Origin of the sequence: Delftia sp. DLF01, from assembly GCF_014852125.1 — a bacterium.
Lineage (GTDB): Bacteria > Pseudomonadota > Gammaproteobacteria > Burkholderiales > Burkholderiaceae_C > Comamonas > Comamonas acidovorans.
Genome location: NZ_JACVAZ010000003.1, coordinates 558590 through 575649, shown reverse-complemented (window position 1 = coordinate 575649; position 17060 = coordinate 558590). Strand labels below are relative to the sequence as shown.

The 17060-nt window shown below is 66.8% G+C and carries 15 protein-coding genes and 1 tRNA gene; 10 read left to right on the top strand and 6 right to left on the bottom strand.

Translation table 11 applies throughout. The features are described 5' to 3' along the window. Positions 1–65 precede the first annotated feature (65 nt). From IB269_RS17810 to IB269_RS17765, 10 genes are all read left to right on the top strand, one after another. On the top strand, positions 66–662 hold the full coding sequence (locus IB269_RS17810; protein WP_192367852.1) for a DUF3261 domain-containing protein: 597 nt from the start codon (positions 66–68) through the stop codon (positions 660–662). Then, positions 659–1870: a beta-ketoacyl-ACP synthase gene (locus tag IB269_RS17805; protein WP_192367851.1), complete on the top strand. Its 1212-nt coding sequence runs from the start codon at positions 659–661 to the stop codon at positions 1868–1870. Before IB269_RS17810 ends, IB269_RS17805 begins: the two co-directional genes overlap by 4 nt. 12 nt (positions 1871–1882) lie before the next feature. Further along, on the top strand, positions 1883–2362 hold the full coding sequence (locus tag IB269_RS17800; RefSeq protein WP_192367850.1) for a hotdog family protein: 480 nt from the start codon (positions 1883–1885) through the stop codon (positions 2360–2362). After that, positions 2359–3102, top strand: a complete 744-nt coding sequence (locus tag IB269_RS17795; protein WP_097202601.1) for a 3-ketoacyl-ACP reductase FabG2 — start codon at positions 2359–2361, stop codon at positions 3100–3102. The genes IB269_RS17800 and IB269_RS17795 overlap by 4 nt, the downstream gene beginning before the upstream one ends. Beyond that, positions 3099–4358 carry a beta-ketoacyl-ACP synthase gene (locus tag IB269_RS17790; RefSeq protein ID WP_192367849.1) on the top strand — a complete coding sequence of 420 codons (1260 nt, stop codon included), beginning with the start codon at positions 3099–3101 and terminating at the stop codon, positions 4356–4358. Before IB269_RS17795 ends, IB269_RS17790 begins: the two co-directional genes overlap by 4 nt. Further along, positions 4355–4750, top strand: coding sequence for a hypothetical protein (locus tag IB269_RS17785; RefSeq protein ID WP_071955351.1), 396 nt, complete (start codon positions 4355–4357; stop codon positions 4748–4750). The genes IB269_RS17790 and IB269_RS17785 overlap by 4 nt, the downstream gene beginning before the upstream one ends. Positions 4751–4797: 47 nt before the next feature. Continuing rightward, positions 4798–5232 carry an excinuclease ATPase subunit gene (locus tag IB269_RS17780; RefSeq protein ID WP_071955352.1) on the top strand — a complete coding sequence of 145 codons (435 nt, stop codon included), beginning with the start codon at positions 4798–4800 and terminating at the stop codon, positions 5230–5232. 1 nt (position 5233) lies between these two features. Beyond that, the gene (locus IB269_RS17775) at positions 5234–5986 is read left to right on the top strand and encodes a 4'-phosphopantetheinyl transferase family protein (protein ID WP_192367848.1); all 753 of its coding nucleotides are present in this window, start codon (positions 5234–5236) and stop codon (positions 5984–5986) included. Positions 5987–6071: 85 nt separating this feature from the next. After that, entirely contained in the window at positions 6072–6374 is a 303-nt protein-coding gene (locus IB269_RS17770) for a type II toxin-antitoxin system RelE/ParE family toxin (protein ID WP_192367847.1), read from the top strand. Positions 6375–6376: 2 nt separating this feature from the next. Then, positions 6377–6673, top strand: a complete 297-nt coding sequence (locus IB269_RS17765; protein WP_017406814.1) for an addiction module antidote protein — start codon at positions 6377–6379, stop codon at positions 6671–6673. 74 nt (positions 6674–6747) lie between these two features. On the opposite strand, the gene IB269_RS17760 is transcribed toward IB269_RS17765, so the two are convergent. The 6 genes from IB269_RS17760 to IB269_RS17735 form a co-directional block, all read right to left on the bottom strand. Then, positions 6748–6823, bottom strand: a tRNA-Thr gene (locus IB269_RS17760). 26 nt (positions 6824–6849) lie between these two features. Next, positions 6850–7857: a class 1 fructose-bisphosphatase gene (locus IB269_RS17755; protein WP_013802818.1), complete on the bottom strand. Its 1008-nt coding sequence runs from the start codon at positions 7855–7857 to the stop codon at positions 6850–6852. Positions 7858–7907: 50 nt separating this feature from the next. Then, on the bottom strand, positions 7908–10634 hold the full coding sequence (pepN, locus tag IB269_RS17750) for an aminopeptidase N (protein ID WP_180317331.1): 2727 nt from the start codon (positions 10632–10634) through the stop codon (positions 7908–7910). Positions 10635–10711: 77 nt separating this feature from the next. Continuing rightward, positions 10712–11816 (bottom strand): peptide chain release factor 2 gene (prfB, locus tag IB269_RS17745; protein ID WP_013802816.1). Its coding sequence is split into 2 segments (ribosomal slippage): positions 10712–11734 and positions 11736–11816, totalling 1104 coding nucleotides; the frame shifts between segments, so codons are not numbered across the junction. Between the two features lie 315 nt (positions 11817–12131). After that, entirely contained in the window at positions 12132–13991 is a 1860-nt protein-coding gene (locus IB269_RS17740) for a methyl-accepting chemotaxis protein (RefSeq protein ID WP_192367846.1), read from the bottom strand. Positions 13992–14246: 255 nt separating this feature from the next. Continuing rightward, positions 14247–16847 (bottom strand): EAL domain-containing protein, encoded by a 2601-nt coding sequence (locus tag IB269_RS17735; protein ID WP_192367845.1) that lies wholly within the window; start codon positions 16845–16847, stop codon positions 14247–14249. Between the last annotated feature and the right edge of the window lie 213 nt (positions 16848–17060).

Here is a 17060-nt window from a genome sequence, read left to right as displayed (position 1 = left end):
GGCGGCTGCGCGATTTCCCGGCTTTTGCGCGCCGGCATGCGCCGGTCTTGCGCGCGGCGTGCTCCGTGAGCGCTGCCATCATCACGGCCAGCACGCTGGCAGGCTGCTCCACCGCACCAGAGGCGCGTGCACCGCAGGGCGATGCCGCGCCGCCGCGGCTGGCATTGCCGCCGGCCGCGCTGGGCTGCGAGCTGGCGCTGCAGCAGCATCTGGTGGTACACGCGCCTGGCCAGCCCGCGCAGGAACTGGACGCGCTGCTGGAGGTCGATGCGCAGACGGTGCGCCTGGCGCTGGTCCACCTGGGGCAGCGCGTGGGCGTGATCGTCTGGGATGGGCAGCAGCTGCAGGCCGAGCTGTCACGCTGGTGGCCGGCGCAACTGGCGCCGGCGCAGGTGCTCGGCGACATGCAACTGGCGCTGTGGCCGGTGGACGCCATTGCGAGGGCCTTGCCCGCGTCCTGGATGCTGCAAGAGGTCGGAACACCCAGCGGATCGGCCAGCGGATCGGCCAGACGCCTCTCTCACCAAGGGCAGACGCGCGTCGAGATCCGGCCTGCCGGCAGCGACGGGTTCGAGATCGTGTATGCCGCAGGCGCCTGGCAACTGCGCGTTGCCTCGCCCGGCGGCATGCGTCCCTGTGCCAATGCAGGGGAGGGCGCATGACCGCGATCACCCCGACGGCACAGGCCGTGTTTGTGCAAACCCTTTCAGCCACCAGCGCCCTGGGCGCCGATGCGGCCAGCCTGCGCGCCGCATTGTTCGCCACCCAGGCCCCCGACAGCCTTCAGTGCAGCGACCGCTACAGCCCGGGCCGGCACCTGCCGCTGGGCTGCCTGCCGCCCCACGTGGTGCTCCCCACGCTGGACTGGGCACCGCCGCCGCAGCGATCGCGCAACAACGCCCTGGCATGGCACACCGCCCAGGGCGTGCGCGGCTCGGTGGAGCAGGCACTGTCGCGCTGGGGGCCGGCGCGTGTGGGCGTGGTGGTGGGCACCAGCACGGCCGGCGTGCAGGAGGGCGAAGCCGCTGCCGCCCATTGGCAGACACAGGGCCGGTTCCCGCAGGACTTTGACTACGCCTTGCAGGAAATGGGCAATGTGTCGGAGTTCCTGGCCCAGCACCTGGGCATCCAGGGGCCGGCGCACACCCTCTCCACCGCCTGCTCCTCCGGGGCCAAGGCGTTGGCATCGGCCGCGCGCTGGCTGCAGGCCGGCCTGGTCGATGCCGTGCTGGCCGGCGGGGTGGATGCGCTGTGCGCCTTCACCGTGGCCGGTTTCAGCGCGCTGCAGGCCGTGTCGGACAAACGCTGCAACCCGCTGTCTGCCCGGCGCAGCGGCATCAACCTGGGCGAGGGTGCGGCGTTCTTCCTGCTGACGCGTGAACCGGGTCCCGTGCGCCTGGCCGGTTGGGGCGAGACGCAGGATGCCCACCACATGTCGGCTCCCGACCCATCCGGCCAGGGCGCCATCCAGGCCATGGAGCAGGCGCTGCGGCGTGCGGCCATGCGGCCCGGTGACGTGGACTACATCAACCTGCACGGCACGGCCACGGTGCACAACGACGCCATGGAAAGCCTGGCCATACACAGCGTGTTTGGCGAAGCAACGCCCGTGAGCTCCACCAAGCCGCTGACCGGCCACACCCTGGCGGCCGCTGGGGCGCTGGAAGCGGCCATGGCCTGGCACCTGCTGCACGACAACCCGCAGGGCCGGCTTCCTGCGCACTGGTGGGATGGCGAGCAGGCGCCCGAACTGCCCGCCCTGGCCGTGGTCCGCCCGGGTATGGCGCTGGGGCGTGCGCCCCGGGCCGTGCTCAGCAATTCCTTTGCCTTTGGCGGCAGCAACTGCGCCCTGCTGCTGGCCGCTGCCTGAGGAGCCATCGAGATGAACGCATTTCTACCGATTGAAAACTACGTGCCCCATCGCGGCGTGATGCTGCTGCTGGACTGCCTGCTAGATGCATCCGCCGACAGCGCCCATGCGCAGGTCACCGTGCCGCGTGATGGCCTGTTTCTGCAGGACGCCGGCATGCCCGCCTGGGTGGGGCTGGAGTACATGGCCCAGACCGTGGCCGCCTGGGCCGGCTGGCAGGCGGTGCAGGCCGGGCGGCCCGTCAAGCTGGGTTTTTTGCTGGGCACGCGCAAGTTCCAGGCGGCCTGCGCGCATTTTTCCCCGGGCAGCGTGCTGCGCGTGAGCGCGCACTGCGAACTGGTGGGCACCAATGGCCTGGGCATGTTCGATTGCCGCATCCAGCCCCAGGGCGAGGACAGCGTGCTCGCCCACGCCCGCATATCCGTTTACGAACCAGACAATGGCAGCGCATTCATACAGGCGCTGGAGCAAGAAGGAGTTGGACAAGCATGAGTGCAATCGCCCAGCCAGCCACGGTGCTGGTGACAGGGTCGAGCCGGGGCATAGGCCGGGCCATCGCCCTGCGCCTGGCGCGCGATGGTTTCGACATCGTGGTCCATTGCCGCAGCGGCCGCGAGCAGGCCCTGCAGACGGTGGCCGACATTGCCGCGCTGGGCCGCCAGGCCCGCGTGCTGCAGTTCGATGTGGCAGACCGCTCTGCCTGCGCTCAGGCGCTTGAGGCCGACATGGAACAGCACGGCGCCTACTACGGCGTGGTCTGCAATGCCGGCATCGCCAGGGACAACGCCTTCCCTGCCATGACGGGCGAGGAGTGGGATGCCGTGGTGCATACCAACCTGGATGCGTTCTACAACGTGCTGCACCCGGTGGTCATGCCCATGGTGCGCCGCCGCAAGCCGGGACGCATCGTGACGCTTGCCTCGGTCTCCGCCCTGATGGGCAACCGGGGGCAGACCAACTACAGCGCGGCCAAGGCCGGGGTGATCGCTGCGACCAAGTCCCTGGCCGTGGAGCTGGCCAAGCGCGAGATCACGGTCAATTGCGTGGCGCCCGGCCTGATCGACACGGAAATGGTCAGCGAGGAAGTGCTCGAACATGCCTTGGCGCTGATTCCCATGCGCCGCATGGGCACGGTGGACGAGGTGGCAGGTGCGGTCGCCTTCCTCATGGGCGGCGAGGCCTCGTACATCACGCGCCAGGTCATCTCCGTCAATGGAGGGATGGTGGGATGAGCGCAGCAAGCAAACGGCGTGTGGTCGTCACGGGCGTGGGCGCCTTGAGTCCCCTGGGCCACGACTGGTCTGCGGTGCGGGAGCGACTGCGCACCGGGCGAACGGCCATCCGGGTGATGGAGGAATGGGCTGCCTATGAGGGCCTGAGCACCCGGCTGGGCAGCACCGTGCCATCCTTCGATCTGCCGGCGCACTACAACCGCAAGACCATGCGCAGCATGGGCCGCGTTGCCCTGATGGCCACGCGCGCCAGCGAGCTGGCACTGGCCGATGCCGGCCTGCTGGGCGATGCCTTCGTCAAAAGCGGGCACATGGGCGTGTCCTATGGGTCTTCTGCGGGGACGCCCTCGGCCATCGGCGACTTCGGCCGCATGATGGCCGACAAGAGCACCGAGGGCATCAACGCCAACACCTACATCAAGATGATGTCGCACACGGCGGCAGTGAACATCGGCGTGTTCTTCGGAACCACGGGCCGCGTCATCACAACGTCCAGCGCCTGCACCTCGGGCAGCCAGGGCCTGGGCTATGCCTTCGAGGCCATTCAGAGCGGCAAGCAGCTTGCCATGCTGGCCGGCGGGGCCGAGGAGCTGGATGCCACGCAGGCGGCGGTGTTCGACACCCTGTTTGCGACCAGCGTCAAGAACGACAGCCCCGAGTGCACTCCCCGTCCATTCGATGCCCGGCGCGACGGCCTGGTGCTGGGCGAGGGCGCCTGCACCTTCGTGCTCGAAGAGCTGGAGCATGCACTGGCCCGGGGCGCATGCATCCGGGCCGAGTTGATCGGCTTTGCCAGCAACTCCGATGGCACCCATGTGACGCAGCCTAACGCCGCCACCATGGCCCAGGCCATGCGCATGGCGCTCGAAGACGCGGGGATCGAGCCCTCGGAGGTCGGCTACGTCAACGCCCACGGCACGGCCACGGACCAGGGGGACATTGCCGAATCGCTGGCCACCCGCGAAGTGCTCGGCAGCCAGGTGCCCATCAGCAGCCTCAAGGGTTACATGGGCCACACGCTGGGCGCCTGCGGCGCGCTGGAAGCCTGGATGAGCATCGAGATGATGCGTGAAGGCTGGTTTGCAGCCAACGCCAATCTGCAGCAACCCGATCCGCGCTGCGCCGATCTGGACTACGTCATGGGCGAGCCGCGTGCTTTGCACACCGATATCGTCATGAGCAACAACTTCGCCTTTGGCGGCATCAACACCTCATTGATTTTTCGACGTTGGAAGCAACAGGAGCCAGTGAAATGAAACAGACGAGAACCGCCGCCATTGTCCTGGTCCTTGCCCTGGCCGCAGGCAGCGCGGTGGCACGAAGCACGGACATCTATGAACCCCCGGCGGTCATGTGGACCGCCTCGCCCGAGACCACGACGCAGCAGTTGCACGATCGCATCGTGGTGGCGGCAAAGTCGCTGGGCTGGATGGTGGTCGGCGACGAGCCGGGCCGCCTGGAGCTGCACTACGACAAGCAAGGCAAGCACCAAGTCAACATCGCGGTGCACTACAACACAGATACCTACCGGATCAGCTATCTGCACAGCGTGAATCTGAATTACTCGGAAGGCGATGGCAAGCGGGAGATCCATCCCAACTACAACCGCTGGGTCCGGAATCTGATGAAGAAAATCAGTACCCCGTAGTCCATCGCTGTCCCTGTTCCAGGCTTTTTTACAGAGAGGGAGTTTCCATGAGAAAGATGATCTTGGCAGCCATGGCGCTGGTGGTCGCAACGGCGGTACATGCCCGCAACGAAGCAGTGATGCTGCCGCTGGCCGACGTGGTGAAGCTCGGCCTGGAGCAGGGCAAGCTCGACGGCAGCGTGAGCTTTCACCTGTCCGGTGCTAGCACGCCCGCCATCTCCGAAAAGCTGGGCGATGACGTGTCCAACAAGAAAACCAACGGCGTGGGCAAGGACGATGCCACGGCCTGCAACTGGGCAGCGCTGTCTGCCCTGATCGCCTTCGAGGCCAAGGCCAAGCAAAAGGGCGCCAACGCCGTGGTGGACCTGCACAGCTTCAACAAGAAGCAATCCACCCGGGATCCAGTCAATTTCGAATGCCGTGCAGGCAATGTGATGGCCGGCGTCACCTTCAAGGGCACCTATGCCCGCGTAGGCCGGTGATTTGAGCGCGCCGGCCGCCTGCGCCTTGCTGGTGGGTGCGCAAGCGCCCTTGTGGGCAAATGCGCAGTCGCTGGCAGCGGGCTGGCTGACGGACTCGGAGCGGGAGCGCCATGCCGGCATGCGCGAGGCGCGCCAGCGCGAATTCATCGCCTGCCGCTATGCCATGCGCCTGCTGCTGGCCGGCGGGCACGATGCCGCATCGACCTGGCGGCTGGCAGCGCCCCGCAATGCTGCACCCCACGTGGAGCAAGGCGGGGAGGGTGGCATTTTTGGAGTGCAGCCCCATTTGAGCCTCTCGCACAGCGCCGGCTGGCTGGCCTGCGCCGCCGCACAAGGCCCGGTGGGCGTGGACATTGAGCGGCGGGCAGAGCACCGCCAGCGCGATGTGCATGCCATGGCCGAGATGGTGTGCTCCCCGCCCGAACGCGCATGGCTTCAGGCGCAGGACGGAGCCCGCCTGCAGCACGGCCTGGTGCAGCTGTGGAGCCTGAAGGAGGCCTATTTCAAGAGCCTGGGCCAGGGCCTGGACTTTGTCCGGATGCGGCAGCTTGCGTGGGCACCGGCCTCCGCTGCGCTCGACACGGCCCGGCAGCCCCTGGCCCGCGGCCGCCTGTGGCAAGGCAGGGATTGCGATGCACAGGCCGTGTGCCTGGCGCTTTGCATGCCTGGGCCCCTGCCCGAAGTGGCTATATCAGGAAGCGAAGAAGTGCATTGGCAGCCCGCTGCGGATTGGCAACTTGTCGTGCTGGCCTGATGGCACAAGACACATGTCCAGCTGCAGAAATTCTGGCCACCGGGGTGGTTTCGCCGTTAGCTTTGCGTGTTAACGAACGATTACAATGAGTCAGTTTGTCGTCAAGCGCACCGCTGAATTTGATGCATGGCTGTTTGGCCTTCGGGACACGGTGACGCGTATCCGTCTGGCCAAGCGTCTGGACAAAGTACAGCGCGGCCTGTTTGGCGATAGCAAGCCGGTGGGTGACGGGGTGCATGAGCTGCGCGAGGACTTCGGTCCTGGCTGGCGCATGTACTACGTGCAGCGCGGCGACGTGCTGGTAGTTATGTTGGGTGGTGGCGACAAGGCAACCCAGCAGGTGGACATTGCGGCTGCAATTGCCCTGTCCAAGACCCTGGAGAATTGACCATGACCAAGATTGCTGACCTTCCCACCTTTGACATGGCCGAGCACCTGAAAACCGATGAGGACGTGGCTGCCTATCTGTCCTTGGTGCTGGAAGAAGATGACCCCTCCGAACTGGCCCATGCCCTTGGCGTGATCGCACGCACGCGCGGCATGAGCGAGATAGCCAGTGCCAGCGGTCTGACCCGGGAGGCTTTGTACAAGGCACTGCGGCCGGGCAGCCAGCCTCGGTTTGACACCATCCGTCGCGTCTGTGGCGCTCTTGGCGTGCGTCTGGTGGCTCAGCCTATCCGCACCTGATCATTGTTGCCGGAATGCACTCAGAGTGCCCAACGAAAAAGCCCCTGGCTCTTGCGAACCAGGGGCTTCTTGTTTGGTGCCGGAGAAAGGAATCGAACCCTCGACCTTCTCATTACGAATGAGCTGCTCTACCAACTGAGCTACACCGGCGACAGACAAAAATTATAACGGCAAATTCATGCCTCGGAATGGTACTGCGTCACTTTTTCGACTTCGTTCTTCGAGCCGAGGATGACGCTCACACGTTCGTGCAACTGCGTGGGCTGGATGTCGAGGATGCGCTGCTTGCCGTTGGTGGCGGCGCCGCCGGCCTGCTCTATGAGCCAGGACATGGGGTTGGCTTCGTACATCAGGCGCAGCTTGCCGGGCTTGTTGGGCTCGCGGCGGTCCCAGGGGTACATGAAGATGCCGCCGCGGGTCATGATGCGGTGCACGTCGGCCACCATGGAGGCGATCCAGCGCATGTTGAAGTCCTTGCCGCGCGGGCCTTCCACGCCGGCCAGGCATTCGTCCACGTAGCGCTTGACGGGGGTGTCCCAGTGGCGCATGTTGGACATGTTGATGGCGAATTCCTTGGTGTCTTCAGGGATGCGGATGTTTTCCTGCACCAGCACGAAGGAGCCTTGCTCGCGGTCCAGCGTGAACATGGACACGCCGTCGCCCACGGTCAGCACCAGGGTGGTCTGCGGGCCATAGATGCAGTAGCCGGCCGCGACCTGCTGGGTGCCGGGCTGCATGAAGTCCTGCTCGGTCACGCCGGGGTGGCCTTCGGGCTTCTTGAGCACGCTGAAGATGGTGCCGATGGAGACGTTGACGTCGATGTTGGACGAGCCGTCCAGCGGATCGAACATCAGCAGGTATTCGCCGTGCGGGTAGCGGTTGGGCACCAGGTAGATGCCTTCCATTTCCTCGGAGGCCATGGCTGCCAGGTGGCCGCCCCATTCGTTGGCCTCGATCAGCACCTCGTTGGCGATGATGTCCAGCTTCTTCTGGACTTCGCCCTGCACGTTCTCGCTGCCGGCCGTGCCCAGCACGTCGCCGATGGCGCCCTTGTTGACGGACTGGCTGATGCGCTTGCAGGCGCGGGCCACGACTTCCAGCAGCAGGCGCAACTGGCCGGGGATGAGGCCGTCCACGCGTTGCTGCTCGACCAGGTAGCGGGTCAGGCTGACGTTTTTCTTCATGGGTTCAACTCCTAAAAATCCGGGAGGCGCGGCCTGGGCCGCGCCTTGGGTCAATCCGCGAGGGCGCGGGTGACGACTTCACGCACGTCGTTGCTCAGTTCAGCGCGGGCCGCCACGCGGGCGACGGCCTCGCGTGCGGCCGTGCGGTAGGGCTCGGCCAGCTTGCTCCAGCGGTCCAGGGCGCGCGCCAGGCGGGCGGCGACCTGGGGGTTGATGGCGTCCAGCTCGATGACGCGCTCGCTCCAGAACACATAGCCCGCCGCGTCGGCGCGGTGGAAGGCGCCGGGGTTGGCGCTGCAGTAGCTGAAGATCAGGCTGCGCGCGCGGTTGGGGTTCTTGATCTGGAAGTCGGGGTGCTTCATCAGCTGCTTGACGGCCGGCAGCACGTTGCCGCCACGGTCGCAGGCGCCGCCCTGCAGCGCGAACCACTTGTCCAGGACCAGCGCATCGTGCTGGAACAGCTTGTGGAAACGCGCCAGGGCCTGGGCTGCCAGCGGGTGGCCGCTTTGCACCAGGGCCGTCAGGGCGCTCATGCGGTCGGTCATGTTGCCCGCGTCCTTGAAGCGCTGCAGCGCCTTGCCGGGCCAGACGCTGTCGCCCGAGGCGCGTGCGGCCAGGCACAGCATGGACAGGGCCAGGCCTGCCAGCGCACGGCGGCCGGAGCTTACGGGGTCGGGGCGGTAGGCGCCGGTGTCGCTGTGCTCTTGCCATGCCTGCTGCCAGTCGGCCTGCAGCTCGGTGGCCAGTTGCTGGCGCATGGCTTCACGCACGGCGTGCACGCGCTGCGGATCGACCACGGCCAGTTGCTCGGCGATGTAGCTTTCGCCGGGCAGGGCCAGCATCAACTCCTTGAAGGCCGCATCCAGCTGGGGATGGCGCAGCACGCCGCGCATGGCCTCGATGAAGGAGGCCGGCAGCAGGGCGGCCGTGATCTGGCCGCTGGCATCTGCCGTGATGGAGGTGTCGCCAATGGCCTGCAGCGCGATGCGCAGGCCCAGGCGCTGGCCGGCTTCCCAGCGGTTGAAGGCGTCGCTGTCATGGGCCAGCAGGGTCAGCAAGGCGGCATCGCTGTCGCTGTGCTGCAGCACCACGGGGGCGCTGAAGCCGCGCAGCAGCGAGGGCACGGGCTCCTGGTCCACGTCGGTGAAGACGAAGCTGTGGCTGGGCTCGGACAGCACCAGCAGGCGGCTGTCGCCCGCTGCCGCCTGGTCCTCGCCCTGCAGGCGCAGGGTCAGCGCGCGGCCGTCCTGGCCCAGCAGGCCCATCTGCACGGGGATGACGAAGGGCAGCTTCTCTGCCTGGCCCGGCGTGGGCGCGCAGCTTTGGCTCAGGGTCAGCGTGTAGGTGCGGGCGGCGGCGTCATAGCTGCCTTCGGCGTGCAGCTGGGGCGTGCCGGCCTGACTGTACCAGCGCTTGAACTGGTCCAGGCGCTGGGCCAGCTCGCTGCCGGGGTTGGCGTCGGCCATGGCCTGGGCGAAGTCGTCGCAGGTGACGGCGTGGCCGTCATGGCGCTCGAAATACAGCTTCATGCCCTTGGCAAAGCCTTCGCGGCCCACCAGGTTGTGCTGCATGCGCACGACCTCGGCACCCTTTTCGTAGATGGTGACGGTGTAGAAGTTGTTGATCTCGATGTAGCTGTCGGGCCGCACCGGGTGGGCCATGGGGCCCGCATCTTCGGGGAACTGGGCGGTGCGCAGCACGCGCACGTCCTCGATGCGCTTGACGGCGCGCGCCGAGGGGCTGCCCGCCATGTCCATGCTGAATTCCTGGTCGCGGAAGACGGTCAGGCCTTCCTTGAGCGACAGCTGGAACCAGTCGCGGCAGGTGACGCGGTTGCCGGTCCAGTTGTGGAAGTACTCGTGGCCGACGACGGACTCGATGTTGGCGTAGTCGGTGTCGGTGGCCGTGGACTGGCTGGCCAGAACGTACTTGGTATTGAAGACGTTCAGGCCCTTGTTCTCCATGGCGCCCATGTTGAAGTCGCTGGTGGCGACGATCATGAAGCGGTCCAGGTCCAGGGACAGGCCGAAGCGGGCCTCGTCCCAGGCCACGCTGGCCATGAGGGAGTTCATGGCGTGCTCGGTCTTCTCCAGGTCGCCGGGGCGCACGAAGACCTGCAGCAGGTGGTCGCGGCCTGCGCGGCTCTTGATCTTTTGCTCGCGCGCAACCAGATTGCCGGCCACGAGGGCGAACAGGTAGCTGGGCTTTCTGTGCGGATCGGCCCACTTGGCGAAGTGGCGGCCGTCTTCCAGCGCGCCTTGCTCGACCAGGTTGCCGTTGGACAGCAGCACCGGGTACGCGGTCTTGTCGGCGCGCAGCGTCACGGTATACATGGCCATCACATCGGGACGGTCCAGGAAATAGGTGATGCGGCGGAAACCCTCGGCCTCGCACTGGGTGAAGAACGTGCCCTGGCTCACATACAGGCCCATGAGCTTGGTGTTCTTGGCGGGCGCGCAGGTGGTGAAGATTTCCAGATCGACGGGGTCGCCGCCCTCGGGCAGGTTCTCCAGCACGAGCTGGTCGCCGTCCATCTTGAACGAGGTGCCGCCGCCGTTGACCAGCACGCGCGCAAGGTTCAGTTCATCGCCGTCCAGGCGCAGCGGCTGCGCCGGCACCTCGGTGTTGCGGCGCACGCGCATCTTGTTGAGCACGCGGGTCTTGGCCGGATCGAGATCGAAGGTCAGGTCCACGGTGTCGATCCACCAGGCAGGAGCCTGGTAGTCGGCGCGGTGGATGGCGGTGGCAGGGGCCTGCCCGTCACGCAGTTGCAGCATACAGATTCCTTCCTATGCCAATATCAGGGGACAGAGTTCAAGCCCCTGTGCGGCCGGTGCCGCCCAGGGGCTTGAAATCAGAGGCCTTGCTTGAGCGAGGCTTCGATGAAAGCGTCGAGGTCGCCGTCCAGCACCTTCTGGGTGGCCGAGATTTCGACGTTGGTGCGCAAATCCTTGATGCGGCTGTTGTCCAGCACGTACGAGCGGATCTGGTGGCCCCAGCCCACATCGGTCTTGGTGTCCTCCAGCTTTTGCTGCTCCACCATGCGCTTTTGCATCTCGTGCTCATAGAGCTTGGAGCGCAGGCGCTGCCATGCCACGTCGCGGTTGCTGTGCTGGCTGCGGCCGTCCTGGCATTGCACGACGATGCCGGTGGGCATGTGCGTCAGGCGCACGGCCGAGTCGGTCTTGTTGATGTGCTGGCCGCCGGCGCCCGATGCGCGGTAGGTGTCGGTGCGCACGTCCGAGGGGTTGATCTCGATCTGGATCGAGTCGTCGATCTCGGGGTAGACGAACAGCGAGGCAAAGCTGGTGTGGCGGCCGCCCGAGCTGTCGAACGGCGACTTGCGCACCAGGCGGTGCACGCCGGTTTCGGTGCGCAGCAGGCCGTAGGCGTACTCGCCTTCGATGTGGATGGTCGCGCTCTTGATGCCGGCGATGTCGCCCGGCGTCTCTTCCTCGACCGTGGCCTTGAAGCCCTTGCGCTCGGCGTACTTCAGGTACTGGCGCAGCAGCATGCCGGCCCAGTCGCAGGCTTCGGTGCCGCCGGCGCCGGCCTGGATGTCCACGAAGCAGTTCAGCGGATCGGCTTCCTTGCCGAACATGCGGCGGAACTCCAGCTCCTCGATCAGCGGCTGCAGCTTGGCGGTCTCGCCCTCGATGGTGAGCAGGCCGGTCTCATCGCCTTCTTCCTTGCTCATCTCGAACAGCTCGGCGTTGTCGGCCAGCTCGGTGGTCAGCTTTTGCAGCGTCAGCACGACGCCGTCGAGCAGCTTCTTTTCCTTGCCCAGCTCCTGGGCCTTCTTGGGGTCGTTCCAGACGCTGGGATCTTCCAGCGAGGCGTTTACCGTGCGCAGTCGTTCGTACTTTGCATCGTAGTCAAAGATACCTCCGTAGATCTGCCGCACGCTGCGACAGATCTTCGAGGGTGTTGCCGATGAGGTTGATGCGTTCTGCTTCCATGATGTGTTCCGTTCTTCTGATGAATGTGTTCTTGGCCGAATCGCCGATTTTCTCATGCTGAGGCATCGTGCCGGGGCAAGCGCCCGCCGCGCGGGCCTGGAGGCGCGCTGCCGTGTGACGATGGCTTTCAAAACAAGGGCTTGCAGCGGCCGATCATGGCAGATTTGAAGGGCTTGGCCATGGCAATGCGCAGGTTGCAGCGTGGACCCTGGCGTGATCTGGCTGCAGACCTCCCGGAAAAAAGGCCCGGCCAGCTGGAGCTGGTCGGGCCTTGGCAGGCATGTCCGCCCCCGGCGGGGCGGGCGAAAACCTGGTTCAGAAGGTTTCCCAATCGTCGTCGGAAGCCGTGCTGGCCGCCTTGGCCTTGGCTTTGGCCGATGCCGTCACGGCGGGCCGGGCCGGCTGTGCTGGCTGGGCCGGGCGCGCGGCGCCAGCCGGAGCAGGGGTTGCACCGGCCGCACCGGTCGCACTGGTTGCAGAAGGCAGGGCGGCCGAGGCACGTGCGGGCACCGCGCGTTTGGGAGCGGAAGGCGCCAGATGCGGACGGGGCGCCGTCGGCGCGTGGCGGGGCGCTGCCACGGCAGCGGCGTGGTTGACGCCACGGCTGTTGCCCAGCATGCCGGTGGACGGCGAGAGCTTGAACACGCTGACCACTTCGGCCAACGCCTTGGCCTGGGCCTGCAGTGCGCCGGTGGCCGCCGCCGATTCCTCGACCAGAGCCGCGTTCTGCTGGGTCATCTGGTCCATCTGCGTGACGGCCTGGTTGACCTGCTCGATACCGGCCGTCTGCTCATGGCTGGCGGCCGAGATCTCGCCCATGATGTCGGTCACGCGGCGCACGCTGGCCACGATCTCTTCCATGGTCTTGCCGGCCGAGTCGACCTGGGCGCTGCCTTCCTCGACCTTACCCACCGAGTCGTCGATGAGCTGCTTGATCTCCTTGGCGGCGGCGGCCGAGCGCTGGGCCAGGGTGCGCACTTCCGAGGCGACGACGGCAAAGCCCCGGCCCTGGTCACCGGCGCGGGCCGCTTCCACGGCCGCATTCAGCGCCAGGATATTGGTCTGGAAGGCGATGGAGTCGATGACGCCGATGATGTCCACGATCTTGCGCGAGGCATCGTTGATGGCGGACATGGTCTGCACCACCTGGGCCACGGCCGAGCCGCCGCGCACGGCGACCTGGGAGGCGGCGGCGGCCAGCTGGTTGGCCTGCTGGGCGTTGGCGCCGTTTTGCTTGACGGTGGAGGTCAGCTCCTCCATGGAGGCGGCGGTCTGCTCCAGCGAGCTGGCCTGTTCCTCGGTGCGGGCCGACAGGTCCTGGTTGCCCGAGGCGATCTGGCCGCTGGCCGTGGCGATGGAGTCCGTGCCCTGGCGCACCTGGCCGACGATGCGCTGCAGGCTCTCGTTCATGTGCTGCAGGGCCTGCAGCAGCTGGCCGGTTTCATCCTTGCCATGCACCTCGATGCGGCTGCCCAGGTCGCCGGCGGCCACGGCCTGTGCCAGGCTCACGGCCTGCTGCAGGGGGCGTGCCACGCTGCGGGCGATCAGCAGCGCCATGCCCAGGCCGAAGAGGACGGCCCCCGCCAGCAGGGCGATCACCCACCAGCGTGCGGCGGTGAAGATGTCGTCGCCTGCCTGGTTGGCATCCTCGATGCCCTGGGCGTTGATCTTGAGCAGTTCGTCCAGCTTGGTGTTGATGGCACGGCTGGTCTTGACCGAATCGCCGCGCAGCACCTCGGACGCCTCGTCGGTGCGCAGGGCGTGGGACAGGTCCACGATCTTTGCCGTGTGCTGCGCGTACTGGCCCAGGTCGTCCTTGATGCCGGCCATCAGCTCGCGCTCACGCGCGGTGTTGGCATAGCGCTCGAAGGCCTGCTGGTTCTTGAGCAGCTCGGACCACAGCGCCGGCATGCTCTTGTCGTAGATGGCCATTTCATCCATCGAGGTGGCCAGCACATGCTGCATGGTCTGCGAGCGGTAGCGCTGCAGCTGGTAGCGCATCTCCATGATCACGCGCTCGGCGGGCATCCAGTGGTGCGCCAGGTCGGTGGCCGTGCGGTTGACACGGTCCAGCTGGACCACGGAGAACAGGCCCAGGCCGGCGGTCAGCAGCAGCAGGGCGATGAAAGAGGCCAGCAGCTTGTGGGCCAGCTTCAGATTGCGGAAAAACATCATGGTGGGGAGTGCCGTACGGCGAGAAGCGAAAGCGGGTGAGCGGCGGTGGCTGCGAATCGAGGGGATGCGGTGGCGATCGGTGGCGATCAGCGGGACCGACACTCGGCCCCGCCATGCCGCAGTTATCGGTCACTTGCCGGCGAGGCTTAGGGAAAAATAGGTCCAGTCCGAATATTTATTGCGGATTGTTACTTTTTCCGGCCAAGGTCTCCGCGCGCATGGCCTGGTCCGCGCACGTGCCCGCTCACATGCCGTTCACACGTCCGGTCCCACGTCCGTCGCCACGCCGGCTTGCAGGCTCGATGCCTGCAGCCACCGCTCCAGATCCGCTGCCGGCAGCGGGCGCGAGAACAGATAGCCCTGCGCGACCGGATAGCCCTGTTCGCGCAGGATGGTGTTCTGCGCAGCCGTCTCCACTCCCTCGGCCACCACGGTCAGGTGCAGGCTGCGGCCTATGCCCAGGATGGCGTTGCTCAGGGCCTGGGCGGCTTCGTCGTTTTCCAGGTCGGCCACGAAGCTGCGGTCCAGCTTGAGCTCGCTGACCGGCAGGCGCCGCAGGTAGCTAAGGCTGGAGTAGCCCGTGCCGAAGTCGTCCATGGACAGGCGCACGCCCTGGGAATGCACGGCCTGCAGCGTGCGCATGGTGCCCGGGTTGGTGTCCAGCAGCAGGCTTTCGGTGATCTCCAGCGTGAGGTCCTGCGGCTTGAGCGCGTTGTGCTCCAGCGTGTCGGCAATCATGCGCGGCAGGTCCAGGTTGTGAAAGCTCGTGGGCGAGAGGTTGACCGACATGGCCGGCACGTCAATGCCCCGGCTGCGCCACTCGCCCAGCTGGCGGCAGGCCTCGCGCAGTGCCCAGGTTCCCAGCTCGCCGATCAGGCCGCATTCCTCGGCCAGCGGAATGAAGCGTGCGGGCGAGATCTCGCCGAATTCCGCATGGCTCCAGCGCGCCAGGGCCTCCACGCCGTAGAGGCGCCCGTCCTTCAGGTCGAGCTGAGGCTGGTAGTGCAGTCGCAGGCCGCCGCTGCGCAGGGCGTCGCGCAGCGCCGTCTCCAGCACCAGCCGCTCCTGGGCCAGGCGGTTCATCTCGGGGCTGAAGAAGCTGTAGAGCCCGCGCCCGCCCGATTTGGCCTGGTACATGGCCATGTCGGCGCGGTGCAGCAGGGTCTCCATGTCGCGCCCGTCGGCGGGAAACACGGCAATGCCGCAACTGGCCGTGCTGGCCAGGGACACGTCGTCGATCATGCAGGGCTCGCCAAGTGCCGACTGCAGCCGCTCGATCACCTCGGCAGCCTGCGCACCGCCGCAGTGTGGCAGCACGATGACGAATTCATCGCCCGACAGGCGCCCGGCAATGTCGCCCGTGCGCAGCTCCGCCTGGATGCGCTGGGCCACGCTGCACAGCAGCCGGTCGCCGGCCGGGTGGCCCAGCGAGTCGTTGACCTGCTTGAAACGGTCCAGGTCGATGAAGACCACGGCCAGCTCGTGGCCCTCGTGCGAAGCCACGGACAGCGCCTGTTCGGCCTGCGCCAGCAGCAGGCTGCGGTTGGGCAGGGTGGTCAGCCCGTCGTAGAAGGCCAACTGCCGGATGCGGCGGCGTGCCTGCTCGCGCTCCAGCGCCAGCGCACACAGGTCGGTGCAGGCCTCCACCAGCCGCTGGTGGAAGGGATCGGGGCCGGGCCGGTCGAAATGGCGGTAGTAGAAGGCAAAGGTGCCGGCCACGCCGCCCTGCAGCCCGCAGATGGGCGTGGACCAGCAGGCCGTATACCCCAGCGGCAGGATGAGGTGCTTGAAGTCGGCCCACAACGGATCGGTGGCGATGTCGCCCACCAGCACGGGCCGGTTGTGGAAGGCCGCCGCGCCGCAGGAGCCGACATTGGGGCCGATGGGCACGCCGTCCAGCGCCGCCGAATAGGAGGCCGGCAGGCTGGGCGCGGCCAGCGGATGCAGGCGGTTCTGGTCATCGACTTCCAGCACCGACACCGCGATATCGGGCGCAATGCGCTCGACCTCGCGGCAGACCAGGTCCAGCACCTCGGTCAGCGGCTGGTCGCGGGCCATGGCCTCCAGGGCGCGCCGCTGCAGCACCTCGTGCATCTTGGCCTCGGTGATGTCGGTGATCACGGTCACCGTGGTGTGGAGGCGGCCGTCGGGGCCCATGACGGGATTGGCCTGGGCGCTGACCCAATACCGCTCGCCGTCCTTGCCGACGAGGATCTCCTCGCGGTAAACCGGCTTGCCTGCGTCCAGTTCGGCGCGGTAGGCGGCCGTGAATTCGGGCGAGGCATGGGGCACCAGCAGGGCGATGGGCGCACGGCCCACGACCTCTTCGCTGCTCCAGCCGAACATGCGGGTGAAGCCTGCGTTGACATAGGAGATGGTCCAGTTGCCGTCGGCGATCACCACGGCCGCGTCGGTGGCATCGGCCACCAGGGACAGGCGCCGCAAATGCTCCTGCCGTCTGCGGTCGGCCTGCACCCGGGCCGTGATGTCGGTGGCAATGCACAGCACATGGCTGAGCGCGCCCTGGGTATCCAGCACGGGGGCATAGGTGGCCTCCAGCCAGCAGGTGCTGCCGTCGCGGCGCCGGTGTTCGCCCACGCGCGAAATCGTCTCGCCCGCGCCCCAGCGCTGGCGCCACCGGCCGTAGGCGTCGGGATCGGCATGTGCCTGGGTGCACAGGTCACTGTGCAGCAGGCCCTCGGCGCCCGAGGTGGGGTAGCCAAGAATGGCTTCGTAATTGGCGTTGGCGCGCATCAGCCGGCCTTCGGGCGTGAACTCCGCCAGCGCCATGGCCTTGTCCAGCGTGCTCCACAGCGCCTGCTGCCCTGCCGTGCCTGCTACCCGCGTTTCGAACATGGTTCGCTCTCCTGATGGATGCTGAGCTGATGATGATTGTTTCCAAATGATACCGATCCGGCGCAGCAGCTGGATGTCCAGCCACACCTGATCGCACTTGCTCCCTCTGTTCGCCCATGGATGGTCCGCCTGATGGCACTCTTAGGCAAGTGCTGCCGCTGGTTACAATGATTTGAGAATGATTCTTGTTTGATGGCGCCTCCCGCCTTCAAG

Excerpts from the sequence above, each read along its gene's own strand:
- IB269_RS17805 (WP_192367851.1), top strand. The coding sequence starts at position 659 with ATGACCGCGATCACCCCGACGGCACAGGCCGTGTTTGTGCAAACCCTT.
- IB269_RS17800 (WP_192367850.1), top strand. The coding sequence starts at position 1,883 with ATGAACGCATTTCTACCGATTGAAAACTACGTGCCCCATCGCGGCGTG.
- IB269_RS17795 (WP_097202601.1), top strand. The coding sequence starts at position 2,359 with ATGAGTGCAATCGCCCAGCCAGCCACGGTGCTGGTGACAGGGTCGAGC.
- IB269_RS17790 (WP_192367849.1), top strand. The coding sequence starts at position 3,099 with ATGAGCGCAGCAAGCAAACGGCGTGTGGTCGTCACGGGCGTGGGCGCC.
- IB269_RS17785 (WP_071955351.1), top strand. The coding sequence starts at position 4,355 with ATGAAACAGACGAGAACCGCCGCCATTGTCCTGGTCCTTGCCCTGGCC.
- IB269_RS17780 (WP_071955352.1), top strand. The coding sequence starts at position 4,798 with ATGAGAAAGATGATCTTGGCAGCCATGGCGCTGGTGGTCGCAACGGCG.
- IB269_RS17770 (WP_192367847.1), top strand. The coding sequence starts at position 6,072 with ATGAGTCAGTTTGTCGTCAAGCGCACCGCTGAATTTGATGCATGGCTG.
- IB269_RS17765 (WP_017406814.1), top strand. The coding sequence starts at position 6,377 with ATGACCAAGATTGCTGACCTTCCCACCTTTGACATGGCCGAGCACCTG.
- IB269_RS17755 (WP_013802818.1), bottom strand. The coding sequence starts at position 7,857 with ATGAAGAAAAACGTCAGCCTGACCCGCTACCTGGTCGAGCAGCAACGC.
- pepN (WP_180317331.1), bottom strand. The coding sequence starts at position 10,634 with ATGCTGCAACTGCGTGACGGGCAGGCCCCTGCCACCGCCATCCACCGC.
- IB269_RS17740 (WP_192367846.1), bottom strand. The coding sequence starts at position 13,991 with ATGATGTTTTTCCGCAATCTGAAGCTGGCCCACAAGCTGCTGGCCTCT.
- IB269_RS17735 (WP_192367845.1), bottom strand. The coding sequence starts at position 16,847 with ATGTTCGAAACGCGGGTAGCAGGCACGGCAGGGCAGCAGGCGCTGTGG.